Here is a 23863-nt window from a genome sequence, read left to right on the forward strand (position 1 = left end):
TAGCCGGGAAATGCAGCCACGGGACAGGAGAGGCATTGCGCCCCTCCTGTGGTCATTGCCGTGTCGTCAGGTCAGTGGTGGTGCCAGCAACGCCTCGGTGGCCTGGCGGTTCTGCGGCAGGTGTTCACGAACGCCACCGGTGTCGGCGAAGGCCGCCATGGCCCCGCTGAGCTTGGCCAGGCTCGGGCCTTCGGCATCGGCCAGGGCCACCAGGTCATTGCTCTCTGGCGACGCCGGGCGCTCACGCGACGCCAGCTCGAACAACCCGCCCTTGCTCGATCCGATCTGGGCGAAGCCCTGCAACAGCTGCTCGACGCTGATCACCGCCGAATCGCCCTGCAGCTCGATCTGCAAGTGGCCATGCGCCGCGGCCTGGCTGCCCAGCACCTGGCGCAGCACCAGGGCCGAGCCGGTGCCGGCATCGGTCAGCAACACATCGTCACCCTGGCGGCTGACCAGGATGTCCTTGGCATCGGCCACCGGCATGATCAGGCGATCCAGGGCCTGGCCAGGGTCATCGTTGTCGATCACCACGGTACGGTAGTGCGCCCAGGTCTGCGCACTCAGGCGATAGGTATCGTCAGCGCTGCCGCCATGCAGCACGACACTGTCGACCCCGGCGATCAACGGCGGCGCCAGTTCATCCTGGCGGCCGTCCACACCGCCGCCTTGCAGCAGCAGCGAAGAGCCCACTCGCTGGACGTTGCCGTAGTGGCCAAGCTTCTGCGCGCCCTGCGGCTGGACCTGGTACAGCGCCTGTTCCGCCGGGCTGTAGACGTAGGCCGAGTTCGGCGATCCGGCCGCCACGCCGATAAAGCGCAGGTCGCTGGCCGCGGCGATACCGTTGCTGGCGAACATCTGCGCGCTGGCGACATCGAACCAACCCTGGGTGCCATCACCTTGCAAGGTCAACACGCCCTGGGCCCGCCAATGCCCTGCCACCTCGGCCAGCGCCTGGGGCAAATTGCCCAGCCGCTCGCGCTGCCAGCCCTTGTCCAGCGCCACCAACTGCACCTCGCCCGCATTATTGCGCAGCAGCACCTCGCCCTTGGCTGTGGTCAGCCGCAACCCGGCATCCACCTGCACCGCAGAACGCAGCGGCACTTCGGACAGCAGCGCCGTGGCCGCCGGTACCTGCGCCGAAGCCGCGAGCATCTGGTCTGCGGCGAATGCCGTCGCCAGCGCCTCGGCGGACATCGGTGCCTGCAGGTAAAGCTTGCCGCTCTCGGGCTCGAACAACCGGGCGCTGGCACTGGCGTCGTCGAAACCGAGGAACTGCAGGGATTTGCCGTGCAACGCAGGTGACGCCACCACTACCTGGCCATTGTGATACCAGACCGGCAACGCTCCCTTGCCATCGGTGGTCTTGGCCCCGAACACCGCCAAGGTCGCACTGCTGCCGTTGACGCTGGCCAGGTCTTGCCACCAGGTCGCCCGCCCCTTGAGCCAATGCTCGTTGACCGCCTCATAGGCCAGCTGGCCCGAGGCCTCGATGCGCGCCACGCGCCCATCTTCGGTCACGGCCACCAGATGCCCGTTGAGCTCCAGCACGTTGGCCAGGGCCGGCAGGGCCAGGCGCAAGGCGCTCGGCTGGCTGCCGTCGAGGACCTTCTGCCCCGCGCCCTCCTGGCGGAACACCACCTTCTGCTGCTGGCTGTAGAAGAAAAACACCTCCGGGCCTGCGGGCTGCAGCATGCTGCCGGCGAACACCAGGTCCGGCGGAATCGGCCAGGCGCTGCGGGGCTGGCCCTGGGCTTCCGGTGCGGGTTGCTCACCCTCGGGCGGGGCCAGGTTGGGCTTGATCAGGGTGCCGTCGCTGGTGCGTACCCAGTAGCGGTGCGCCACCTTCGCGTCGTCCAGGCCAAACACCGTCACCAGGGCCGCGGCGCTGGGCTCCAACATTGGCGCACCGAGGCTGTAGACCGGCGTGGCACGCTCGGTGGCCTGCTCCTGATAGCCCTGGAGCAAGGTCTTGAGCGTATCGCCATGCTGCTGGCTACGGGCCGACAGTTGCAGCAAGGCGTCATCGCCTACCACGCCCACCAGTTCCATGCGATCGCCGAGGATGCGGAAGTTCAGCTCGGCCTCGCGCTCCTTGAGCTGGTAGCGCCGTGCCAGGTAGACCGCGTCGCCCTCTTGCCAGAATCGGCTGATGCGTCCGGCGCTCTGGTTGAACGAGGGCGCGAACTGCGCGTCCACCTTGCCGGTGGCGATCTCGACACGCCAGGCCGCGGCGTTCTCGGCATCGACGAAGTAGGCATGGTCGCCGACCACCGCCCCCAACTGGGCGTTGCGAGCCTGCTCCACCTGGGTGTCGGTGAACAGCATGCGCTCCTTGGCGACGTCGTAGAACGCTCGGCCGACATTGCGCCCGCCGTGGTTGTAGTTTTCCACGGTCACATACTGGCCGTGCAACTGGTGAGCCTTGGCCAACTCGCTCAGGTGCTGTTCGATACGCTGGCCCGGCACCTGCCATTTGCTCGCGTCTTCTTCCACCACCTGGGTGTCCAGGCTCGTGAAATCGACTTCACGCACCTCGCCCTTGGCGTTGACCAGCAGCACCTGGCCGTTGTGCGCCGGATCGAGCTTGACCACCACGCCGCCGACTTTCAGCTGGTCCTTCGCCACGCTGATGGACTGGTCCGCCAGTTGGCTGGTGTCGATGATCCAGCGCGACGCAACCGTGCCGGCCTCGCTGGCGAGTTCGACCTGGGCGCCTTCGTTGAGCCCCACCAGATAGCGCCCGCCGGAGCCCTTGACCTGGTAGTTCAGGTAGCCATGCAACTCCTTGGGCAACTCGGGGACGATCAACTGCCGGTCGCTTGAGTCCAGCAGCACCTCGACCGGGGTCCAGACGTACTCCTGGCGAATCCGCCGGATGGTCTCCTCGCTGGGGAAAATGTAGAAGTCGTAGTCGAAGCGCCGGTCCTCCTCGAGCCTTCGGATCACGTCGAAACCGGTGTCATGCCGGGTGGTGGCCCCGGGCAGGATCATGTACTCGTAGCTGATGTAGGACTTGGGCGTGCCCGGCAGGATCAGCGCCTTGCTGTCGCCATGCTCCAGGGCCTTGGTGTCCTGGCCGTAGCCGATGCCGCTGCGCACCTCGATCGCCTGGTCGCGGTCGTGGATCATCCGCGGGAAGTCCCCGGCCCAGAAAAAGTAGTTGATCGCCCCGGAACCGGTGGAGCCGTGGTGGGTGCGGTAGATGTACTGGCTGTCGAAACCGATCTGGTTGTTGCGCAGGTCCAGGCGCTTGACCACAGCTCCAGCCAGCGGCACCAGCACCTGCTTGTCCACGTCGTAGCGATAGCCGTTGCCCTTGTAGGCCTGGTCCAGCGCGTCGAAGTAGCGCCCGACCGCCTTGGCGTCCTCGGCCACCGCGCCGAAGGCCTGGGCCAGCGCCGTGAAGCCTACCGCCAGGCCGCCGAGGATCACCCCCGCGCCGCCCAGGGCCGCGGCCGCCGTCGAGGCGCCCAGCAGCCCGGCGCCGACCCCGGCCGCGCCGGTGACGAAACTGGCCGAATCGAACGCCAGCTGGGTGCCGAATACCGCCTTCTGCACATCGTTTTCAGCATGGGCCAGCTCGTAGGCATCGAGGCCGACCATGGCCCCGCCGAACAGCAGGCCCGCCCCTTCGTTGACCGTATGGCCCAGGGTCGAGGCGAAGTCTCTGAGCGAGGTCTGGGCAGCCATGGCTTCGCCACGCAGCGCGGTGCGCACCAGCTCGGTGACCTTGGCCACATCCTGCAAGGTGCCATGGCCGATCTGCGCCAGGCCCAGGTAGCTGTGGATCCTCAGCGCAGTGGCCAGGTCCGGCGCGAGCGTTCCCTGGGCGGCCTCCTGGCGGTTCTTGTCGGCGAACCACTGGATCAGCGTCTGCACCGCGAACCCGGCGTTCAGGCCATCCACCGCCGTTGCTTCGCCGACGCCGGCACGGGGGCGGATCTGCCCGTGTTCCAGGGTGAAGTGTTCGTTGAACACGCGCATGTGCTCATCGACGAACCGGCGGAATTCGACGAAGGTGCCGTCCTCGGTGGCCAGCCAGCGGGGCTCCAGTTGCGGTTGGTCGCGGTTGATGAACTGCACCCGATAGCCGCCTTCCTTCGGCTCCTCGAGGGTGCTGATGATCGGTATCCAGTGACCGTCCAGCTGGTGCTCGGCGGCCAGGCGGATGCTGGCGGCCTCGAAGCGCGCGCCCCACTGTTCGGCGTCGAAGGTGGTCAATGCCGCGCCCAGGCGCAGGTCCTCGCTGACCCGCTGCTGGGCGCCCACCGCCTGCTCGACCTGGCGGCGCTGGCCAATGACTCCGGCCAGTTCCTGGGGACGGGACAGGTCGGCGACATCCAGGCCGTTGCCCACCGGCACCTGGGCCATCTTGGCGGTGTCGATCTGTACCAGGTTGAAGGCCGGCTGCGACTGGCTGCCGAACGATCCGTAGTGGGCGGCCAGCTTGCGCGTCACCAGGTGCTGCTGCATGGCACTGGCCAGCGCCTGGGTGGAATCGAAGGCAAAGATGCCCACGTTCGGGTCGTAGAAGTAATAGCGCTGGCCTTCGGCCCCCTGCGTGCTGCCCACCATCATCGAGTGGTTCTGGGTATTGAGGGCGAACATCGCCGTGCCCTTGCTGGCGGCCAGCCGCGCCACCACCTCGGACAACTTGAGTTGCCCCACCTCGGTCGAAGCCTGCACCGCGTCGACATTGGAGTGCAGGCGGATCAGGCTGTTCTTGAGCAACGTCGAGCTGCCCGCCTCAGGATCGGCGGAGGCCAGGAACAGCTTCTGCACCAGGCTGTTGACGCCGGCCTCGCCGCCATTGGCCAGGGCCACGGCCATCGCCCGCACCAGCGGGTAGCAGCGGCCACCGGAGCGGTCGCCGACCAGCGACAGGTAGAAATCCTGGGGCGCCAGCTGGCCGAAGACGCTGCCGGCCTTGTGGAAGTCTTCACTGAACACTGCGGTCTGGCGCAGCACCTTGTCGATGTATTCGGCCTGTGCGGTCTCGCTGATGCGTGCGCTCAGGGCACCGCGCTGCTGGGGCGTGAGCGAACCGTCGAGGAACAATCGCTTCATTTCCAGGGACGACATCTTGTCGTCCACCCCGGGAATCTTGACCTGGTGAAAATCCCGCAGGCCGTCGTTGAACGCCGTGCCCCGCGCACCACGCTGGTAGGCCTCGGCAATGGCATACCGCTCACCGATGCTGCTGGTGCGCTCCTCGCCCCCGCCCTGGATCGCACTATCGTCGGTGCGCACCACCGCGGCGCTGCCCTGGCTGGCCTTGATCTGCTGCCAGAGCCAGGTCTTCTCCACCGAACCGGCTTCACGCAGGACCGGGTCGTACTGTGCCCGGTAGTAATCCTGGGTGAGATTGAGCTGCTTGATCTGCTGGTCGATCAGGCCCTTGTCGCTGGCCGTGCGCCGCCGATCCTGGAGCTCGAAGCGCTGGTCGACCACCTGCTGGATATCGGCGTTGACCTTGGCCTGGACCTCCTCGCGCAGCCGGTTCCAGGCAGCGATCGCCGGATGATCGGGAGCGAAGTCCCCGCCACTGTAGACGCCGTCGGCCACTCCATCGCTCGCCACCCCGAACTGGGCCGCGACCTTCTTCAGGTTCTGGTGCACCTGCTCGCGGTAGGCGGCGAACTCGCTGTGGTTGCGCGCCTGCACCTGGGCATCGACGGTCTGGATCGCCAGGGGCTCGGCGCCCGCACGCAACTTCGGCCAGACCGTGTGGCCCTCGCGCTGGTACTCCTGGCGCTGGAACACCAACTGCCACTGGCCATCGAGGTACTGCATGTAGGCCGCGGCCAGGCCTTCGGCGGTGCCGGCGACCTGATAGTCCTTGTAGTCGACCGCCATCACCACGTTGTCGTACAGCAGCGAGCTGTTGACCCGGCCATCGTGGTAGACCCTGAAGGTATCGGCATCCAGGCTGGTCACCACCAGCGAGCAGCCGGACAAGGTGCCGGTGAACAAGAAGCTGCCTGCTGCCGCGTGCTTGGGAATGTCCACATAGGCCGGCGCGGCATTGGCCTGGTTCGGCCCGTTGTAGCCGAGGAAGTACGCCGGCACGCTGTCGCCGCCAGCGGCGATCTCGTTACTGCCATGCTCGGTGTATTCGAGCTCGTACAGGTTCGCCGCGACCTTGACCAGTTGCACGTCGCCCTGGGCCGGCAAGCGCCCGGCCTTGACCAGCGCCTCGGCACTGAGGGCGTGGGTCTTGGCGAACTGCACGGGGTCGGCGGCGAACTGCTGGATGTCGGCGCTGCCCTGGCGCGGTTCGAAACCGCTGCCCAGCGATTCCAGTCCGGCCTTGAGCTGCAAGTCCTTGGCAGCCTGCCCCAGCAACGAGGGCATCGGGCCGATGCTGGTGAAGCGCGGCGGGTGGAACTGCTCGCTAGCGGGCAGGCCCTCGTTGACGATGGGCAGCACGCGGGCCATGACCCCATCGTACAACTCGCCCTGCAATGCCTGCTGGCGGCCCTCGGCGCGATAGCGGTCGAACATCTGCAACATGTCCTGGCCGATGCTGCCCGCGCCCTGGGGCTCGTAGCGGGCGGCGACATACAGGGTCTCGAAGAACGAGTGATAGCCGTTGCGGATCATGAAGGCCGCATTGGCCATCTGGAACTGCCAGTACTGCTTGACGCTCAACGCGCCACCGAACAGCTCCGGCAAGGCATTGCTGACGGTCTGGGTGGTCCCGGAAATCCCGCCCACGAATGGCGTGTCCAGGTCGTTCATGTAGCGAGTGGCGACATTTTCCGGGTCAGGACGGAACTGGTTGTAGCTGCGGTACTTGTCGTCCTCCACCAGCCAGGTGGCAGCGGCCTGGGCCTGCTCCGGGTGGGTATTGAGGATCAGGTAGGGATCGGGCTGGTTCAGCCGGTTGTTGATCACCACCTTGTCGGCGCCACCGGGCGGGGCCAGCTGGGCATGGGCATTGATCGGTGCCGCAGCCTTGCCCAGGCTGTCGGCCAGCGGGCGCAGGGCATGGAACAACGCCTGCTTGCGCAGGCTGCGGCCCTGCTCGCTGGCCAGCAACTGCTCGACCGCCGGGCGTAGCGACGCATCGATGGGCTCCAGAACCGCCGGGCCGCGCAACAGCAGGTCCAGCACCTTGCCGTCCAGGGCACGCTGCACCGCCACGGCATCGAACAACTGTATTCGCGGATTGCCCGGATGCTGAGCCGCGTTGGCCGCGGCCACCCGCTGGTTCTCGGTATCGACCGCACGCGCCTGCCAGGGCTCGTACAGCGGCGCCAGCAGCAACCTGGCCTGGGCGATGTCGCTCTGCACATAACCACCGTCCAGGGCCTTGGCCAGTGCCGGATCGTCCGCCAGGCGGGCTGCCAGGTCGAACAGCAGTGCATCGCCGTCGGCGCTGTGCCAGGCCGACGCGGCGAACGCCTGCTCCCAGAGCACCTTGTTCAGGTTGTTGCCCTTGATATCGCGCAGGCTGGCGCGGCTGTGTTCCGGCCTCAACACCCCGGCCGGGGTGATGTGGTTGCGTTCGAGCAAGCGGCCCAGTTGCTGGACGAAACTCGCGCGTTCGCTGCTGCCCTCGAACAGGCGGCTGGCCTTGATGCCACCGTTGCGCAGTTGCTCCAGCTTGTCGAAGAACGCCGCGTTGTATTGATACAGGGCATCGGTCTGCGCCTGGCTCAGGTGGCTGCTGCTGACCTTGTCGCCCTCGACGGTGATCAGGGCAAACGGCGTTGCCGCGCGGTAGCCACCGTCCTGGGGCATTTCCAGCAGGTACTGACGCTCGGTGAAACCCACCGAGCGCTCCAGCTCATGGATGTTGACGAAAACGCCGTCACGATCGGGGTGGTAGCCGTGCTGGCGATAGTCTTCGAGTCCGATGGTCTGGAAGCTGGCGATATCCGCGTTCTGGTTGATCAGCTCGCTCAAGGCGCTCCCCAGCGGCACTTCGCGGCTGACGCTGGTGCCAGGCGACTGGCCGGAAACCTGGATACCGATCTGGTTCGGCACCTTGCGATCGACCCCGGTCAGCAACAGTTTGCGGCCGTTACCCAGCACCTGGGCCTTGAAGCCTTCACGCAGGGAGCTCTCCGACACCAGGTGGTTGGCGAAGTACTGCTCGACGAAGGCGGTCTTGACCAGCACCGAGCGAATCGGCGCGTAGGTCGGCGAACGCCGGGACGGCGGCTCGCTCTTCAGGCGGTACTGCTGCTGCCAGGCCAGGGAGCGGGCCGCAGTGCCGAAGGAGAAGTTCAGCACGCCGTCGGTGGGCACCACCAGCTTGCCGTGGTCGAGGAAGAAATCCTTGAAACGCCCATCGGTGCTGGGATTGACCAGCGCCACGTTCATGCGGATGTAGCCGGGACGTTCCTCCATCAGCAGCAGCGAGAGGTTCACCGGTAGCTCGTCGGAGCTGCGCGGCGGCTTGGCCAACGCCGCCAGGCCCGCGGCCTGTTGCGCGGGCGCGGCGTCGAGCAGGCTCGCGTAGCGGGCACTGACGTCCTTGTAGGCCTGCAACTCGGAAAACACAGTGACGTAGGACTGGCTGAAGGTGGAGTCGGCCACCTGAATGGCCAGTTGCTGTTCCAGGCGCTCGATCCGTCCCTTGAGCTTGTCTTGCTTGGCCTGGGCGCTGGCCACCAGGCTCTTGTGCTCCAGGCGCTTGGCGCCCTCGGGGCTGAGCACGCCCAGGGCCTTGAGCCAGGTCCGCTCATAGTGGCTGGTGGCCGTCTGCTGGCGGCTGTAGAGCAGGATGTCGCGGTCCAGTTGCTGCTTGTAGGCGCTGGTCGCCGGGGTGTCGGCAATGGCGTTCATCTGCTCGCGTCGTTGCTGCAGGGTCTTGAGCTGGTCACCGGTCGAGACCGGGTTGTCCTGCATCTGGTAGTGCTGGGCGGCCAGCACGCTGAGGGTGCTCTGCTGCATGTCCAGCAGGCGCTCGCCGACCTCGGCGATGTAGCTGGCGCGCTCGTCGGCGCTCATGTTGAACCATTCGGTCTGCCTGCCGGACGCCTTGATCTGCTGGTCGACCAGGCTGTTGAGCAGGCGCGTGAAGTCCTTGGACATAAAAGCCATTGCGGTGATCCTCTGTCTGTTTTACGGCGGCCCTTGGTGTCGCCAAGGGCCCTCTAGGGAGATGCGGGGTGGGGAGACATGGCTGGTTGGTGAGCCCTCCTGCCGTCGGTGGAATCAATCGTTCATCTGCAAGGCCCATTGCCGGGCGTACAGGCCATCCAGGGCGAGCAGTTGTTCATGGGTGCCCTGTTCGAGTACCCGCCCCTGGTCGATGACCAGGATGCGGTCGGCGTGGCGCAGGGTATTGAGGCGATGGGCCACGCTGATCACCGTGCGGCCGCGGGCGATGTCTCGCAGGTTGGCTATCACCGCGGCTTCCGACTCGTAGTCCAGGGCGCTGGTGGCCTCGTCCAGCAACAAGATCCCGGGGTTGCCCAACAAGGCCCGGGCCAGGGCGATGCGCTGGCGCTGGCCGCCGGACAACTGGCCGCCCCGCTCGCCGACCTGGGTCTCGTAGCCCTGGGCCAGGGCCTCGATGAAATCGGCCGCGCCCGCCAGGCTGGCCGCGTGCCGGACCTCGGCATCGCTGGCCTGGGGCCGGCACAGGCGGATGTTCTCGGCCACGCTGCCGGCGAACAGCACGCTCTCCTGGAGCACCACGCTCATGTTGCGACGCAGGGCCACCGGGTCGGCGATGGCCAGGTCGATGCCGTCCACCAGCACCTGGCCGTGCTGTGGCACGTAGAGCCGCTGCAACAGACGGGTCAGGGTCGACTTGCCGGAACCGGAAGGCCCGGTGACGCCGACGAACTCCCCCGGGCGGATCTCCAGGTCGAGGTTGCGCAGGATCTCCTGGCCGTCGTCCTCATAGCGAAAGCGCACGCCCTGGAACTTCACCGCGCCCTGCAACGCCGGCACCGAGGCCAGGCCGCCGCTGCCGCTCTCGCATTCGGTGTCGAGGATGTCGCCCAGGCGCCGCAGGGAAATCAGCGTGTGCTGGAAGTCCTGCCAGACCTGGGCCAGGCGCAGGATCGGCTCCACCACATGCCCGGCCAGCATGTTGAAGGCCACCAGTTGCCCCGGGCTCAACCGCCCGTCCAGCACCAGCATCACCCCCCACCACAACAGCAGCGCGGAACACAGCTTCTGGATCAGGCCAATGCCCTGCCCGGCCCAGATACCGACGATGCGGGTGTGGAACGCCGCGCGCACATAGGCCGCCAGTTGCCGTTGCCACTGCTGCTGGAAGCCGCTCTCGATAGCCCCGGTCTTGATGGTCTCGATGCCGGTCACGGCCTCGGTGAGAAATGCCGTGTTGGCCGCGTTCAGCTCGTACTCCCGCAGGGCCCGGCTGCGCAACAAGGGCCCCACGCACAACCAGAACAGGAAATACAGGGCCAGGGAGCCCACCACCACCCAGGTCAGCAGCGGCGCATAGGCGTACATCACGGCGATGAACAGCCCGCAGAAAGCCAGGTCCAGCACCAGGGTCAGGGACGAGCCGGTGAGGAACTGGCGGACCTGCTGCATTTCGCCGACCCGGGCGATGATCTCGCCGGTCTGCCGGCCCTGGAAGTATCCCAGTGGCAGCTGGACCAGGTGCTGGTACAGGCGCGCGGACAACTCGGCGTTGATCTTGCTCGCCACGTTGCTGAACAGCCAGGAACGCAGCAGGCCGAACAGCGGCTCGAACAGCGCCAGGGCCAGCATGGCGATGCCCAGCACTTGCAGGCTGGACATACCGCGGCTGACCAGGACCCGGTCGATGATGTTCTCGAACAGCAACGGCGTGACCAGCGCCACCAGTTGCAGCATCAGCGAGACCAGCAACACGCTGCGAAACTGCCGTGCGTGCTTGAGGATCGACGGCAGGAACCAGCCGACTCCGAAACCCTGGGTCCGGGGCTCGACATGCCGCTCGGCCAGCAGCAGTACCCGGCCATGCCAGAGCCCGGCAAGCTCCTCGCCGGACAGGCTCTGGCACTGCCCCTGCAACGGCCAGAACAGCCGCAGCCGGTCACCGTCCACCGCGTCCAGCACCGCCCAGCCCCGGGTGGTCTCCAGCAATGCCGGCAACGGCAGGTTGTGCAGGCGCCCCAGGTGGCTGTGCACCGCCCGTGCCCGCAGGCCGATCCAACCGGCGCAACGTCGCAGGTCGAGGCTGTCGGCCAGACCCTCGACCCGGCCCAGGCGGTGCTGCAACTGCGCCACGCTGATGCTCAGGTCGAATCGCCTGGCGGCCCAAGCCAACGCATGCAGGCCAGTATCGAGCATCGTCGGCGCCTGTTCGGCGGCGGGATCGAAGGCTGTGCTCATGCTCAACGCTCCCGCAACGCTTCGGACTGGTACTCGCGGATCGGCCCCAGCAGGTAGTTGATCACCCGCCGTTCGCCGGTGCGGATCTCACCCGTGACGCTCATCCCGGCTTGCAGGGGCATGGGCTGTTGTCCCTTGGCCAGCGTCTCGCGCGCCAGGCGGATACGAGTCGGGAACACCAGGCCCTGCTGTTCATCCTTGATGGCGTCGCCGGAAACATGCTCCACCGTGCCGCGCAGGGTGCCGTAGCGGGTGTAGGGGAAGGCGTCGACCTTGAGCTCCACCGGCTGGCCGGCCCTGACGAAACCGACGTCCTTGTTCAGCACCATGACCTCGGCGTCCAGCTCGGCGCCTTCGGGCACTATCACCAAGAGTTGCTGCGCCGGCTGCACCGCGCCGCCCAGGGTGTGTACCGCCAGCTGCTGGACCACACCGTCCACCGGCGCCAGCAGGGTCTGCAGGCGCTGCCGGTCGCGGCCACGGATCAACTGCTGCTCGAGCACGGCGACATCCTGGCGGCTGCGGTTGAGCAACTCGTGCTGTTCGCGCTGGGTCCGGGCCAGGAAACTGTCGCGCTGTTCCCGGCGGTTCTGCGCCTGGGCCTTGAGCACCTGCAGCTCGGCATGCTGCTGGGCCAGGGAGCGCTCGACCTCCAGCTGTTCCTTTTCCTGTTCGAGCAACTCGACCCGGGGCATCAACTGTTCGGCGGCCATCGCCCGACGCGCATCGAGGCGCCGGCGCACGTTGCCGGCCAGCTTGCCCAGAGCGGCGATCTCGCTGTTGCGGGCCCGTTGGCTGGCCTGGTTGATGGCGATCTCGGCATTGAGGCTGTCGAGGTTGGCGCGGATCTCCTTCCAGCTGCTGGCCAACTGTTGTCGCGCCGCCGCGACCTGCTCGGCGTCCAGGCCCGCAGGTGGCTGGTAGCTAGCCAGCGGGTCCTCGCTCAGCAAGGCGCGGGCCCGGGCCAGCTCCAGGCGCTTGAAGGCCAATTGCGCACGCAACTCGCCGAGCTCGGCATCGATGCCGATGGGGTTGAGCGCCACCAGCACGTCGCCGGCCTTGACCCGTTGCCCATCGCGTACGTGGATCGCGCGGACTTCGCCGGCTTCGTGGGCCTGGATCACCTTGGTGTAGCTGGAGACCATCAGGCGCCCGGCGGCACTGGCGTGGATGTCGAGGAAACCGAGGATGGCCCAGCCCAGGGCCAGGGCGATGCTCAGGATCAGCAGCAGGGCCGTGCCTCGCGCCCAGGGTGCGGGTGGGCGTTCGACGATCTCCAGGTAACCGGGCTGGAATTCGTATTCGTCGCGGCTGCGTTGCACCAGGGCCGGGGCCGCGCGCAACAGTTGCCAGGCGCGCCGCCAGGCAGTCAGCAGGCCTTGCATCATTCGCCCTCCTTGCGCAGCGCCTGTTGCAGCGCCCACAAGCGCGCATAGCAACCACCGTTGGCGAGCAATTGCTGATGGTTGCCCGATTCGCTAATGCGCCCGTGCTCCAGGGCGATGATCCGCTGGCAATGGCGTACCGCGGACAGGCGGTGGGCAATGATGATCACCGTGCGCCCCTTTGCGATGCGCGCCATGTTGTCCTGGATCAGCGCCTGGGATTCGTCGTCCAGGGCGCTGGTGGCCTCGTCGAAGATCAGCAGCCGCGGGTCGCCCATCAGTGCCCGGGCGATGGCGATGCGTTGCCGCTGGCCGCCGGACAGCGAGCTGCCGGCTTCGGCCAGTACCGTGTCGTAGCCCAGGGGCAGGCGCAGGATGAACTCGTGGGCACCGGCCAGGCGCGCCGCCTCGATCACGCTCTCCAGGGACGCGGTTGGCTGGCGCAGGGCGATGTTGTGCCGCACGCTGCGGTTGAACAGGTAGTTTTCCTGCAGCACCACGCCGATCTGGCTGCGCAACCAGGCCGGCTGCAACTGCTGCAGCGGTACACCATCGATCAGGATGCGCCCGGCGTCCGGGGTGTAGAGTTTTTGCAGCAGGCGGGTGAGCGTGCTCTTGCCAGAACCGGACGGCCCGACGATGCCCAGGGTCTGGCCGGCGGCGATGTGCAAGTCCAGGCCCCGCAGCACCAGCTCCAGTTCCGGGCGATAGCGGAACGCGAGGCGCTCGATCCGTACCTCGCCGCGCAGGGCCTGTGCCGGGCGTCGATCGCCCTCGGCCTGCTCCACCGGCAGGTTGAGCATGTCGCCCAGCTTGTCCACCGATACCCGGACGCGGACGAACTGCTGCCAGACCTCGATCAGCTTGGCCACCGGCTGGCTGACGTGGGACAGCATCATGTTGAAGGCGATCAATTGGCCGATGGTCATCTGCAGGTCGATGACCTTGCTCGCTCCCCAGCAGATCACCGCCACCGCCGTGACCTTCTGCAACAACGTCACCACCTGGCTGATGGCGCTACCCAGGGTCTGGCTGGCAAACCCGGCCTCGACCATCTGCGCCGTCTGCGCCTCCCAGCGCCTTTGCATGCGCGGCTCCACCGCCAGGCTCTTGATGGTTTCGCTGCTGCTCACGCTCTCGTTGAGAAAGGCGCTATTGCGCGCCGCGCTGTAGAACTGCTGCTCGATGCGCTTCTCCAGCGCGCCGGTGCTGGCCCAGGCCAGGAGTGCGTAGAGTGGCAGGGTCAGCAGCACCAGCAGGGTCAGCGGCCAGGAGATCCAGGCCATCACCGCGAAGAACACCAAGGTGAAGGCCACGTCCACGCACAGGGTCAGCAGGGAGCCGGTGAGGAATTCGCGGATGCTGTCCAGCTCCTGCACCCGCGTGATGATCGCGCCTACCTGGCGCTGCTTGAAGTACAGCAGCGGCAGCCCCAGCAGATGGCGGAACAGCTTGACCCCGAGGCCAATGTCGATGCGGTTGGCGGTGTGCGCCGAGAGGTATTCGCGCAACCCCTTGAGCAGCACCTCGAACAGGCCGACCGCCACCAGGGTCATCACCAGCACATCGAGGGTCGACAGCGCCCGGTGCACCATGACCTTGTCCATGACCGCCTGGAAGAACAACGGAGTCGCCAGGGCCAGCACTTGCAAGACCAGGGAACACAGCAACACTTCGCCGAGTATCCGCCGGTGGCGCAGCAGTTCCGGCACGAACCAGGATAGGTCGAAACGCAGGCTCCCCTGGCGCAGGCGAATCACCTCGCCGCTCCAGGCCTCGGCCAACTCTGCGCGCTCGAGCACTTGCGGGGTCGGGACAGTCGGGCGTTGTACCAGGGCCTGGGCTTCGCTAAGCCGGGCCAGCAGGACGAAGGCGCCGCTGCGGTCGCGCCAGACCAGGGGCAGCATCTTCGGGGTCAGGCGCTTGAGTGCCAGGCGCTCCAGGCGCAGGTCGACGCCAGCCTCCCGAGCGTAGCCCTTGAGCGCCTGGCGCAGGTTGTGCCCGCCTGCCGCGGCACTGGCTCGTGGCGCGCGCTCCTGGGTCAGTTGCAGCAGCAATTGGCAACAGGCCAGGGCGCACTGGACGGTATCCGTGGCGTCGGCCTGCGCCATCGCGGGACGTTCGCCAAGAAGTGGCGATGCAGGGGTTTGGGGATTGACTGGCATAGACCGCTCGTTTCAAGACCCCGGGCTGCAAGAACACGGGGACAGGGAGATTCGAGGCCAGTCTGCGGCAGCTATCCGGGAATGATAATCAGCCGCATGATTGAAAGCTTTCAAGCAAAACTTAAGCAATCAAAGCCTGCTTTCGAGGGTCGAACAGGCGCGCGCAGCGGGGGTCAGGCATATGCCAGGCATGGGCCGGGCAAAAAAAAGCCGGACTCGCGTCCGGCTCTGTCACCTCATGGCTCTGGCGGGTCCTGCCGATGCATCCGCACCCGGGTCACCCGCCGCTCCTCGACCGTCATCACCTGGAGGCTCCAGCCTTGCCACTCCAGGCAATCGCCCTTGACCGGCAAGCGGTCCAGCAGGCTCATGACCAGCCCCGCCAGGGTCTGGTAGTCCTCGGTCGGCTCGGCGGCGAAGCCGGTGCGCTGGCGGATCTGCGCCAGGTTCAAGGCACCGCTGACCAGGAACCCGCCCTGCTCCTCGACGATGTCCGGACCTTCGATTTCGCTGGCGTCAGGCAACTCGCCAGCGATGGACTCGAGGATGTCGGTCATGCTCAGGACGCCGACGAAATCGCCGAATTCGTTGATCACGAAGGCGATGTGGGTCGAGGCCTTGCGCATCTGCTCCAGGGCATTGAGGATCGTGAAGCTGTCCAGCAGGTTGATCGTGGTCCGCGCCAGGTGCGCAAGGTTCGGCTGGTTGCCGGCCAGGTACTCCTTGAGCAGTTCCTTCTTGTGCACGAAGCCTAGCGGCTCCTCCACCGCGCCGTCGCGAATCAGCGGCAGGCGTGAGTAGGACGAATGCATCAGTTTCTCGCGGATGCTTTCGGCGTCGTCGGCCAGGTCGATGTAGTCGACGTCGGCACGTACCGTCATCAGGCTGCGGATCGGGCGTTCGGCCAGCTGCAGCACGCCGCTGATCATCACCCGCTCGCGGCGGTCGAACAGCTCGTTGGGCGCCGTCTCGTCGCCTTCCACCAGGTCGGCGATATCCTCGCCCACCTCCTCCGCTGCCAGCTTGCGCCCGCCCAGCAGGCGCATCACCGCGTGGGCCGTACGCTCGCGCATCGGCCGCAGGCCCTGCATGGACTTCTTGCGCCGGGCCCGGGCGATCTGGTTGAACAGTTCGATCAGGATCGAGAAACCGATGGCCGCGTACAGGTAGCCCTTGGGAATGTGGAAGCCCAGGCCTTCGGCGGTCAGGCTGAAGCCGATCATCATCAAGAAGCCCAGGCACAGCATGATCACCGTCGGGTGGCTGTTGACGAAGCGGGTCAGCGGCTTGCTGGCCACGATCATCACGCCGATGGACACCACCACCGCGATCATCATCACCGCCAGCTCATCGACCATGCCCACGGCGGTGATCACCGCGTCCAGGGAGAACACCGCATCGAGCACCACGATCTGCGCCACGATGGGCCAGAACAGCGCATAACCGGCGCTGCTGGCCCGCTGGCTGACATGGCCCTCAAGGCGCTCGTGCAACTCCATGGTGGCCTTGAACAACAGGAACACACCACCGAACAGCAGGATCAAGTCACGGCCCGAGAAGCTCTTGCCCCATACCTCGAACAACGGCTGGGTCAGGGTCACCATCCAGGAGATGCTCGCCAACAGGCCCAGGCGCATCAGCAACGCCAGGGACAGGCCGATGATCCGCGCACGATCGCGCTGATGGGGTGGCAGCTTGTCGGCGAGGATGGCGATGAACACCAGGTTGTCTATGCCCAGCACCAGCTCCAGGACGATCAGGGTCAAGAGGCCGAGCCAGGCCGTGGGGTCTGCGATCCATTCCATAACGTAGGTCTCCGGAAAACTCAGGCGGCCAGGCGCGACAAGACGCCAAGGCGCAGGGCCTTGGGGACGGGCTGGCAAAGATGGGGAACGGCGGATGCCGGATAAGCACGGCCACTGCTGTGGCGGCCTGAACGCCTGCGCCTCAGGAGGGCGGGATGACGTGGGAAGTCAGGGGGGAAAGCGAAATGAGAGCGCCGATTGGGAGGCTCCGAGAGCGTGTTCATGCATATCCTGAGTGAAAAAACGGATTTGGAGATTACAAGGCATGGGCCTCGCAGCCCCAGCGGCAAATCATTACAAGATTTTATCCGCCTCCCAGCGCGCTTGGTGTAGCCACTGCCCCAGGCTGCGCACGGCTCGGTACGAGCCGCCCGAATGGGGTCCGCAATTAGCTTGATACAACGCTGCGGCCGCTACGCGCCCGTGTAGAGCCTCGCAAGCTCGGCAGCGGCTACACGAGGATTTACCGGGACAGAGCGATTGCCGAAGTGGCGGTCAGCGGCGGTATTCGCGGCGCACTTGCTCGATGTAGCGAGTCACCGCCGGGGCCTGCTCGAAACGCCGATGGACCAGCGACAGCCAGGAAGAAGCCGAGCTACCCAGGATAGGTCGGTACAGGACATGGGGCAGGCTCAGGTGGCCCACCACCGACTCCGGCACCACGGCGACACCCTGCCCCAGGGATACCAGGGCCAGCACTGCCACCAGGCCACCGGGCTGTACACCGAGCTTGGGGGCGTAGCCGCCCTCAGCCGCCACCTGCAAGGTGCCGTTGATCTGTTCCGGCAGGATGAAGGTTTCATTGAGCAGGTGCTCGCAGGCGATCTGCGGCAGGCGGCACAGCCAGGACTGCGCCGGCAACGCCAGGACGAAACCCTCGGCCTCCAGGCGGATCGCCTCCACCCCTTCCGGCAAGGTCATGGGCGAACGGATGTAGCCGATGTCCAGGCGACCGTCGGCGATCCGCGCCGGCAAGGTGGGCATGGGACACTCGCGCACATTGAGGCTGACATCCGGGCAGTCGCGGACGAACTCCTGCACCTGTTTTTGCAGCACCCCCGAGTACACCGCCGAGGCCACGTAGCCCAGCTCGATATGGCCGATCTCGCCGCGGCCGGCGCGCTGGGCGTTGCGCTGCGCCAGCTCGAACTGGCGTACCGTGGCCTCGGCCTCCAGCAGCAAGGTGGCGCCGGCCTCGGTAAGGCTGACCTCGCGCTGCTGGCGCAGGAACAGCCGCGTGCCCAGGGCCTGCTCCATGTCCTGGATTTGCCGGCTCAGGGTCGGTGGCGCGATGCCCAGTTGCTCGGCGGCCCGGGTGAAGTTGCGCTGGCGCGCCACCGCCAGGAAATAGCGAAAGTGTCGGATGTCCATGGATGCGTTAGCCAAAAGGTAATGAACTTGCCGCCAGAGGCTAACGAACTGCGCCAATGGCCGGGATAAGCTCCCAGGACCTCCACACTAGAGAGCCCATGCCATGCGCGTCAAACCCCTGCTTCTGGCCATGATCACCTGCTGCAGCCTGCAAGGGGCGGTAGCGGCAGAAACCCAAGCGTCCGTTGCCCACAAGGCAATCCTTACCCTGGACCGAGCCCAGGACCTGCTCAAGGCCGCCCAGGAAACCGCCCGGGCCAAGGGTTGGCCCTGTGCCGTGGTGATAGTCGACGACGGCGGCTGGCCGGTTCTGGGCGCACGCATGGATGGCGCGCCGGTGGTCGCCGGGATCGAACTGGCCCAGGGCAAGGCGCGCACCTCGGCGTTGTTTCGCCGCCCCTCGGGCGATCTGGAAAACGCCATCAACGGCGGGCGCCCGGCGGCCCTCAGTGCCGGCCTGCTGATGATGAAAGGCGCCCAGCCGATCGTGCTCGAGGGCCAGGTGGTGGGCGCCATCGGGGTCAGCGCCGACACCCCGGCCCACGATGATGAAATCGCCCTCGCGGCCCTGGCCAGCCTTGGCCGGCAGAGTGCGCCATGAGCACCTCCGGCAACCCGCGCCTGACCCTGCTGACCGCCTCCGGTGTCTGCTCGCTGATCATCCTGGACACCAACATCGTCGCCGTGGCGCTGCCCAGCATCGCCCGGGACCTGGGCGCCGACTTCGCCGATATCGAATGGGTGGTCAGCGCCTACATGCTGGCCTTCGCCGCCCTGCTGCTCCCGGCCGGCAGCCTGGCCGACCGCTTTGGCCGCAAGCGCACCCTGCTCTGCGGCCTGGGTTTGTTCATCCTCGCCTCCGTGGGCTGCGGCGCCGCGCCCACGGCCCTGCTGCTGGACCTGGCGCGGGCACTCAAGGGAATAGGCGCGGCGCTGCTGCTGACCTCGGCCCTGGCGACCATCGGCCATGTCTTTCACGACGAAACGGAACGCGCCAGGGCCTGGGCCTTCTGGGGCGGCTGCATGGGCTTGGCGATGACCACCGCGCCGACGATCGGCGGCCTGATCACCCAGTACCTGGGCTGGCGCTGGATCTTCTACTTCAACTTGCCGGTGGGCGCCCTGCTGCTCTGGTGCGTCATGCGCCAGGTGCCGGAATCCCGCGATACCCGGGCGGCGCGCCTGGATCCCTGGGGCAGCCTGGTGTTCAGCGCCAGCCTGCTGTGCCTGATCTGGGGCCTGATCGAGGCCAACCGCATCGGCTGGGGCCATCCGGCTACTGTCCTGCGCCTGCTGGCCGGGTTGGCGCTGCTGGGCCTGTTCGTGCTGGTCGAGCGCCTGCAACAAAGGCCCATGGTGGACTTGCAGCTGTTGCGCCATCCACGCTTCATCGGCGCCTTGCTGGGCATGTTCGCCTACGCCGGCTGCGCCCAGGTGATGATGACCCTGCTGCCGTTCTACCTGCAGAACGGCCTGGGCTTCTCGGCCATCGCCTCGGGGCTGGGCATGCTGCCCTTCGCCTTGACCATGCTGGTCTGCCCGCGGATCGGCGCACGCCTGGCCGGGCGCTATCCGCCCGCCACGCTGATGGCCGCCGGGCTGGCCCTGGTGGGCAGCGGCAACCTGCTCAGCGCCTGGGCCGTGCAGGTCGGCGGCTACTCGGCCTTCGCCCTGGCGATCGCGGTGACCGGGGCCGGAGCCGGCCTGCTCAACGGCGATACGCAGAAGAACATCATGGCCTGCGTCCCCCGGGAACGTACCGGCATGGCCTCGGGGCTGAGCACCACCATGCGCTTCAGCGCCATCATGCTGGCCATCGGCGTGTTCGGCGCACTGTTGGGCAACCACACCCGGCAACTGCTGCAAGGCAATTTGCAACAGGTCCCCGGGCCCTGGTTGGCCCAGGCCCCGGAGATCGCCTCGCGGGTGGTGGCCGGCGACATGCAAGGTGCCCTGGCCGGGTTGCCCGAGAGTGCCCGTCCCCTGGTCGAGCCCCTGGCCCTGCAGGCCTTCACCGGTGGCTTCGGCCTGGTCCTGGCGGTGGCTGGCGGCCTGGCCCTGCTGGGGGCGCTGGTGGTGGGACGGCTGATGCGCAACCCCTTGCCGCAGGCCCGGGGCCTGGCCATGGAAAGCCGCTAGGCAGCGCCCTCCAGGAGCCTGGCCAGCACCTGGCCGGCACCCGGGAGGCGTTTGCAATTTCATAACATTGAGCCAATTGCCGGGGCTGCGAACCCACGGTTAAGGTGCGCCCTGCAATCGGCTTCACCGTCAGGAGACACCTTGGCCATGCACCGCGAATCACCTGCTGCTCCCTCTCCGGCCCCGCTCAAGGTCGAGCTGCTGCCCCATGACCCGCAACGGGCCGAACAGGCGCGGCAGATCGCCCAGGCCCTGCATCCGGACGACTCCCATGCCTACAGCGATTGCAAGGACGCCTGGATCCAGCATGCCCAGGCCCTGATCGAACGCCAGCGCCGCCACTGACCACATCTTCGAGGTAGCTATGCAGCATCCACGGGTAATAGTGCTGGGCGCCGGGATCGTCGGCGCCGCCATCGCCTACCACCTGGCCCGCCAGGGCGCCCAGGTGACCGTCCTGGAGCAGGACACCCCCGGCTCGGGCGTCACGCGCCACTCCTTCGCCTGGATCAACCCCCACGGGGAATACCCCAGCCCCGTGAAGCCCCTGCGCGAACAGGCGCTGACCGAATACCGGCGCCTGGAGCAGGAGCTGCCGGGCCTGCGGATCAACTGGTCCGGCGCGCTGTGCTATTACCAGGCGAACGCCATGCAACCCACCGCAATGCCCTGCGGGTCGACGCGCCAGTGGCTCGATCGCCAGCGGATCGCCCAACTCGAGCCCAACCTGCAGGCCGTACCGGAACGCGCGCAGTTCGCCCCCGGCGAAGGCAGCCTCGACCCGGTGGCCACCACCCTGTGCCTGCTCGAAGGCGCCCGCGCCCATGGCGCGCAAGTGCTGACCCAAGTCTCGGTGCTGGAGCTGCAAGTAGAAGGCCAGCAAGGGATCGGCGTGACCACCGCCGCCGGGGTCTATCAGGCCGACCACCTGGTACTGGCCACCGGCTGCGGCACCCCGGCCCTGCTGGAGTCGCTGGGCATCGAACTGCCCATGCACGCTTCGCCATCGATCCTGCTACGCCTGGACGCCCCCCGGGGGCTGGTCAAGACTCTGATATCCAACGACCAGCTGGAGGTGCGCGAAGCCCCTGACGGCAGCCTGCTGGCAGCCGAGGACCACCTCGATGACGCAACGCCCGAGGCCATCGCCCAGCAAGCACTGGCCAGCATCCGCCAGGCCCTGCGTGGTGCCGAGGCGGTGACCTTGCGCAGCGTCGAAGTAGGCCAGCGGCCGATGCCCGATGACCAGGTGCCGATCATCGGCCCGCTCGCCCAGTACCCCGGGTTGTACCTGGCGGTGATGCACGCCGGGGTGACCCTGGCACCGATCGTCGGGCGCCTGGTCAGCCAGGAGCTTTCGGGTCACAGCTGCGCGGAACTCGAACCCTGCCGCCCGAGCCGTTTCGGCCTCTGAGCCAGGCCACCAACGGCGCCGGAGCGCAGGTCAGAAGCTGGCCTTGGCACTCAGGCGCAGGCTGCGCGGCTCGCCCCACAAGCCCTGGCTGTAGAAACCCAGCTGCTCGTAGTAACGCTTGTCGAACAGGTTATCCAGGTTGGCGCTGACCGACAGGTTGTCGTTGACCTGGTAGCGCGCCATCAGGCTGGTCAAGGCGTAGGCGCCCTGGCCCACATCGGTCAGGCCCCGCGGGCTGGACACCCGGTTGCGCGAGGTGCGGCTGTTCCAGGTGGTGCCGCCGCCCAGGGTCAGACGCTCGAGGGGGCCCCAGAGGCGATAGGTGGTGAACAGCTTGAACTGGGTCCTGGGGAACTCGGTGTTGATCGCCCGGCCATCGCCATTGCGGGCGATGAAGTGGGTATAGCTGGCGGACAGGTTCCAGGCATCGCTGAGCTGGCCACTCAGGTCCAGGTCGAAACCATCGACCCGCGCCCCGGTACCGGCCTTGTAAGCCTGCTCGTTGGGCCGCCCTTGCACGTTCACCCCGGGGATGGCTTCGGCCAGCCCTTCCTGCTGGGTGCGGTAGACCGCCAGCGCGGCGTTGAGCCGCCCCTCCAGGTAGGCCGCCTTGAGCCCTACCTCGTAGCTGTCGCCAGTCACCGGATCGAGGATGCTGCCGTTGGCGCCACGGGCGTTCTGCTGGTTGAAGATGCTGGTGTAGCTGGCGTAGGCGCTGTAGGTGGAATCGATGTCGTAGATCAGCCCCGCATAGGGCGTGACTTCATTCTTGTAGCGGTACTGGCGCTGGGCGCCGTAGTAGTTCTGGTCGATCCGCCAGTCGCTGATCCGCGCCCCGAGGATCAAGTGCAACGGGTCGGCCAGGGACAGCCGGGTCACCAGGTAGCCACCGGTCTGCCGGGTATGGGTGGCATCGCCCGAGGATCGGGTGCGTGACCACGCCGGCTCGGGGATCCGGCCGTTGCGCCAGTCGGTGAAGCTGCCCAGGGCCGGGGTTCTGCCAGCGGGCTGGTACTGGTCGATGTTCAGGTCATCGTCGATGCTCATCCAGCCCAGGCCCAGCTCGTGCCCGCGCCCCAGCAACTGGAACGGCCCGCTGGCCGTCACATGCCAGGTATCGCGGCTGCGTTCGCCGTCGTAGTTGAGGAAATTGACCCGCATCCCCAGGCCGCTGGTGCGGTCCGGAAAACCACCGCGAAACAGCGAGTGCATGTCATAGCCACCCTCGTAACGGCTGTAGGCCGTACGCAGTTTCCAGTCGTTGTCCAGGGTGTGCTCCAGGTCGACGAAGGCCGTAGTGGACTCACTGCCGGTCCGGCTCCAGCGGGTGTTGTTGGCGGTCGAACGGCCGAAGTCGGTGCGCGAGCCATCGCTGTAGAACAAGGGGAAACCACTGCCCATGCCCCGCACCCGGTTGCGCTGGTATTCCAGGCTGGTGGTCAGCCGGGTGCTGGGGCTCAGCTCGGCGCTGATCACCCCATAGAGCGTGCGTGAGTCGTTTTCCAGATAGTTCACGTAGCTGTCTTTTTCCGAGTAGGCCGCCACCAGCCGCGCCGCCACCCTCCCATCCGCCGCCAGGGGCAGCGACAGATCGAAATCACCGCGCCGCTCCCCCCAGCGTCCGGCGCCGGCCGAGCCGCTGATGGCGAAATCCGCCAGCGGCTTTTTACGCACGAAATTCACCGCTGCCGAAGGGTTGCCGGCGCCGGTCAGCAGCCCCGTGGAACCGCGCACGATTTCCACCCGGTCGTAGATGGCCGAGTCCATGTCGGTGGCACCGAAGTTCCACAGGTTGTTGATGGGCGATGCCAGGCCGTCGAACTGGAAGTTGTCGATGGCGAAACCCCGAGCGGAAAACGCCAGGCGATTGCTGTCGCTGCGGGTATAGGAAATCCCCGGGGCGCTGGCCAGGATCTCGGCGGTGGTGGCCAGGCCCTGGTCCTCGATGCGCTGGCGGGTGACGACGCTGACCGATTGCGGGGTCTCGCGGATCGACAGCGGCAGGCCGATGGCCGTGGACATGGCGCCGGTGGTATAGCTACCGGAGTCCTCGGTAGTCTCGCCCAGTTCCTGCTCCCCCTGCACTTTCAGCGTGGGTAGCACCAATGAAGCGTTCGACCTGGAGCGGCGGTCAGGTTCTTCGGCCGAAGCCGAGAGGGACACCAGCAAGCCACCGAACACGGCGGCGGGCAGGCAATGGGCACGACGCGGGAAAGCGCGGGAGTCTGGGCAATACATAGGAATGGTTATCCGATGAATACTATTGTCGGA

The 23863-nt window shown here is 66.9% G+C and carries 11 protein-coding genes; 4 read left to right on the plus strand and 7 right to left on the minus strand.

Features of this window, described 5'->3' with window-relative positions; translation table 11 throughout:
• Nucleotides 1–66: 66 nt before the first annotated feature.
• The 6 genes from C4K40_RS19005 to C4K40_RS19030 all read right to left on the minus strand — a co-directional run bounded on the left by C4K40_RS19005 (nt 67) and on the right by C4K40_RS19030 (nt 18039).
• Nucleotides 67–9057, minus strand: a complete 8991-nt coding sequence (locus C4K40_RS19005; protein WP_053131078.1) for a TcdA/TcdB pore-forming domain-containing protein — start codon at nt 9055–9057, stop codon at nt 67–69.
• 114 nt (nt 9058–9171) lie between these two features.
• Nucleotides 9172–11313, minus strand: a complete 2142-nt coding sequence (locus C4K40_RS19010) for a type I secretion system permease/ATPase (RefSeq protein WP_053131081.1) — start codon at nt 11311–11313, stop codon at nt 9172–9174.
• A gap of 2 nt (nt 11314–11315) precedes the next feature.
• Nucleotides 11316–12701 carry an HlyD family type I secretion periplasmic adaptor subunit gene (locus C4K40_RS19015; RefSeq protein ID WP_053131084.1) on the minus strand — a complete coding sequence of 462 codons (1386 nt, stop codon included), beginning with the start codon at nt 12699–12701 and terminating at the stop codon, nt 11316–11318.
• Nucleotides 12698–14809: a peptidase domain-containing ABC transporter gene (locus C4K40_RS19020; protein WP_053131087.1), complete on the minus strand. Its 2112-nt coding sequence runs from the start codon at nt 14807–14809 to the stop codon at nt 12698–12700. The genes C4K40_RS19015 and C4K40_RS19020 overlap by 4 nt, the downstream gene beginning before the upstream one ends.
• A gap of 290 nt (nt 14810–15099) precedes the next feature.
• The gene (locus C4K40_RS19025) at nt 15100–16668 is read right to left on the minus strand and encodes a TerC family protein (protein ID WP_022644398.1); all 1569 of its coding nucleotides are present in this window, start codon (nt 16666–16668) and stop codon (nt 15100–15102) included.
• Between the two features lie 495 nt (nt 16669–17163).
• On the minus strand, nt 17164–18039 hold the full coding sequence (locus C4K40_RS19030) for a LysR family transcriptional regulator (RefSeq protein WP_022644397.1): 876 nt from the start codon (nt 18037–18039) through the stop codon (nt 17164–17166).
• A 103-nt stretch (nt 18040–18142) separates the two neighbouring features.
• Here C4K40_RS19030 and C4K40_RS19035 point away from each other — a divergent pair, with 103 nt between their 5' ends.
• The 4 genes from C4K40_RS19035 to C4K40_RS19050 all read left to right on the plus strand — a co-directional run bounded on the left by C4K40_RS19035 (nt 18143) and on the right by C4K40_RS19050 (nt 21592).
• The gene (locus C4K40_RS19035; RefSeq protein WP_022644396.1) at nt 18143–18640 is read left to right on the plus strand and encodes a heme-binding protein; all 498 of its coding nucleotides are present in this window, start codon (nt 18143–18145) and stop codon (nt 18638–18640) included.
• On the plus strand, nt 18637–20178 hold the full coding sequence (locus C4K40_RS19040) for an MFS transporter (protein ID WP_053131089.1): 1542 nt from the start codon (nt 18637–18639) through the stop codon (nt 20176–20178). The genes C4K40_RS19035 and C4K40_RS19040 overlap by 4 nt, the downstream gene beginning before the upstream one ends.
• 147 nt (nt 20179–20325) lie before the next feature.
• Nucleotides 20326–20523, plus strand: coding sequence for a hypothetical protein (locus C4K40_RS19045; protein WP_053131092.1), 198 nt, complete (start codon nt 20326–20328; stop codon nt 20521–20523).
• 19 nt (nt 20524–20542) lie between these two features.
• On the plus strand, nt 20543–21592 hold the full coding sequence (locus C4K40_RS19050; RefSeq protein ID WP_053131095.1) for an FAD-binding oxidoreductase: 1050 nt from the start codon (nt 20543–20545) through the stop codon (nt 21590–21592).
• Nucleotides 21593–21622: 30 nt separating this feature from the next.
• On the opposite strand, the gene C4K40_RS19055 is transcribed toward C4K40_RS19050, so the two are convergent.
• Complete coding sequence (locus tag C4K40_RS19055) at nt 21623–23830, minus strand: TonB-dependent siderophore receptor (protein ID WP_053131098.1); 2208 nt, start codon at nt 23828–23830, stop codon at nt 21623–21625.
• Nucleotides 23831–23863: the final 33 nt, after the last annotated feature.

It is taken from the genome of Pseudomonas sp. CMR5c (assembly GCF_003850545.1).
GTDB lineage: Bacteria > Pseudomonadota > Gammaproteobacteria > Pseudomonadales > Pseudomonadaceae > Aquipseudomonas > Aquipseudomonas piscis.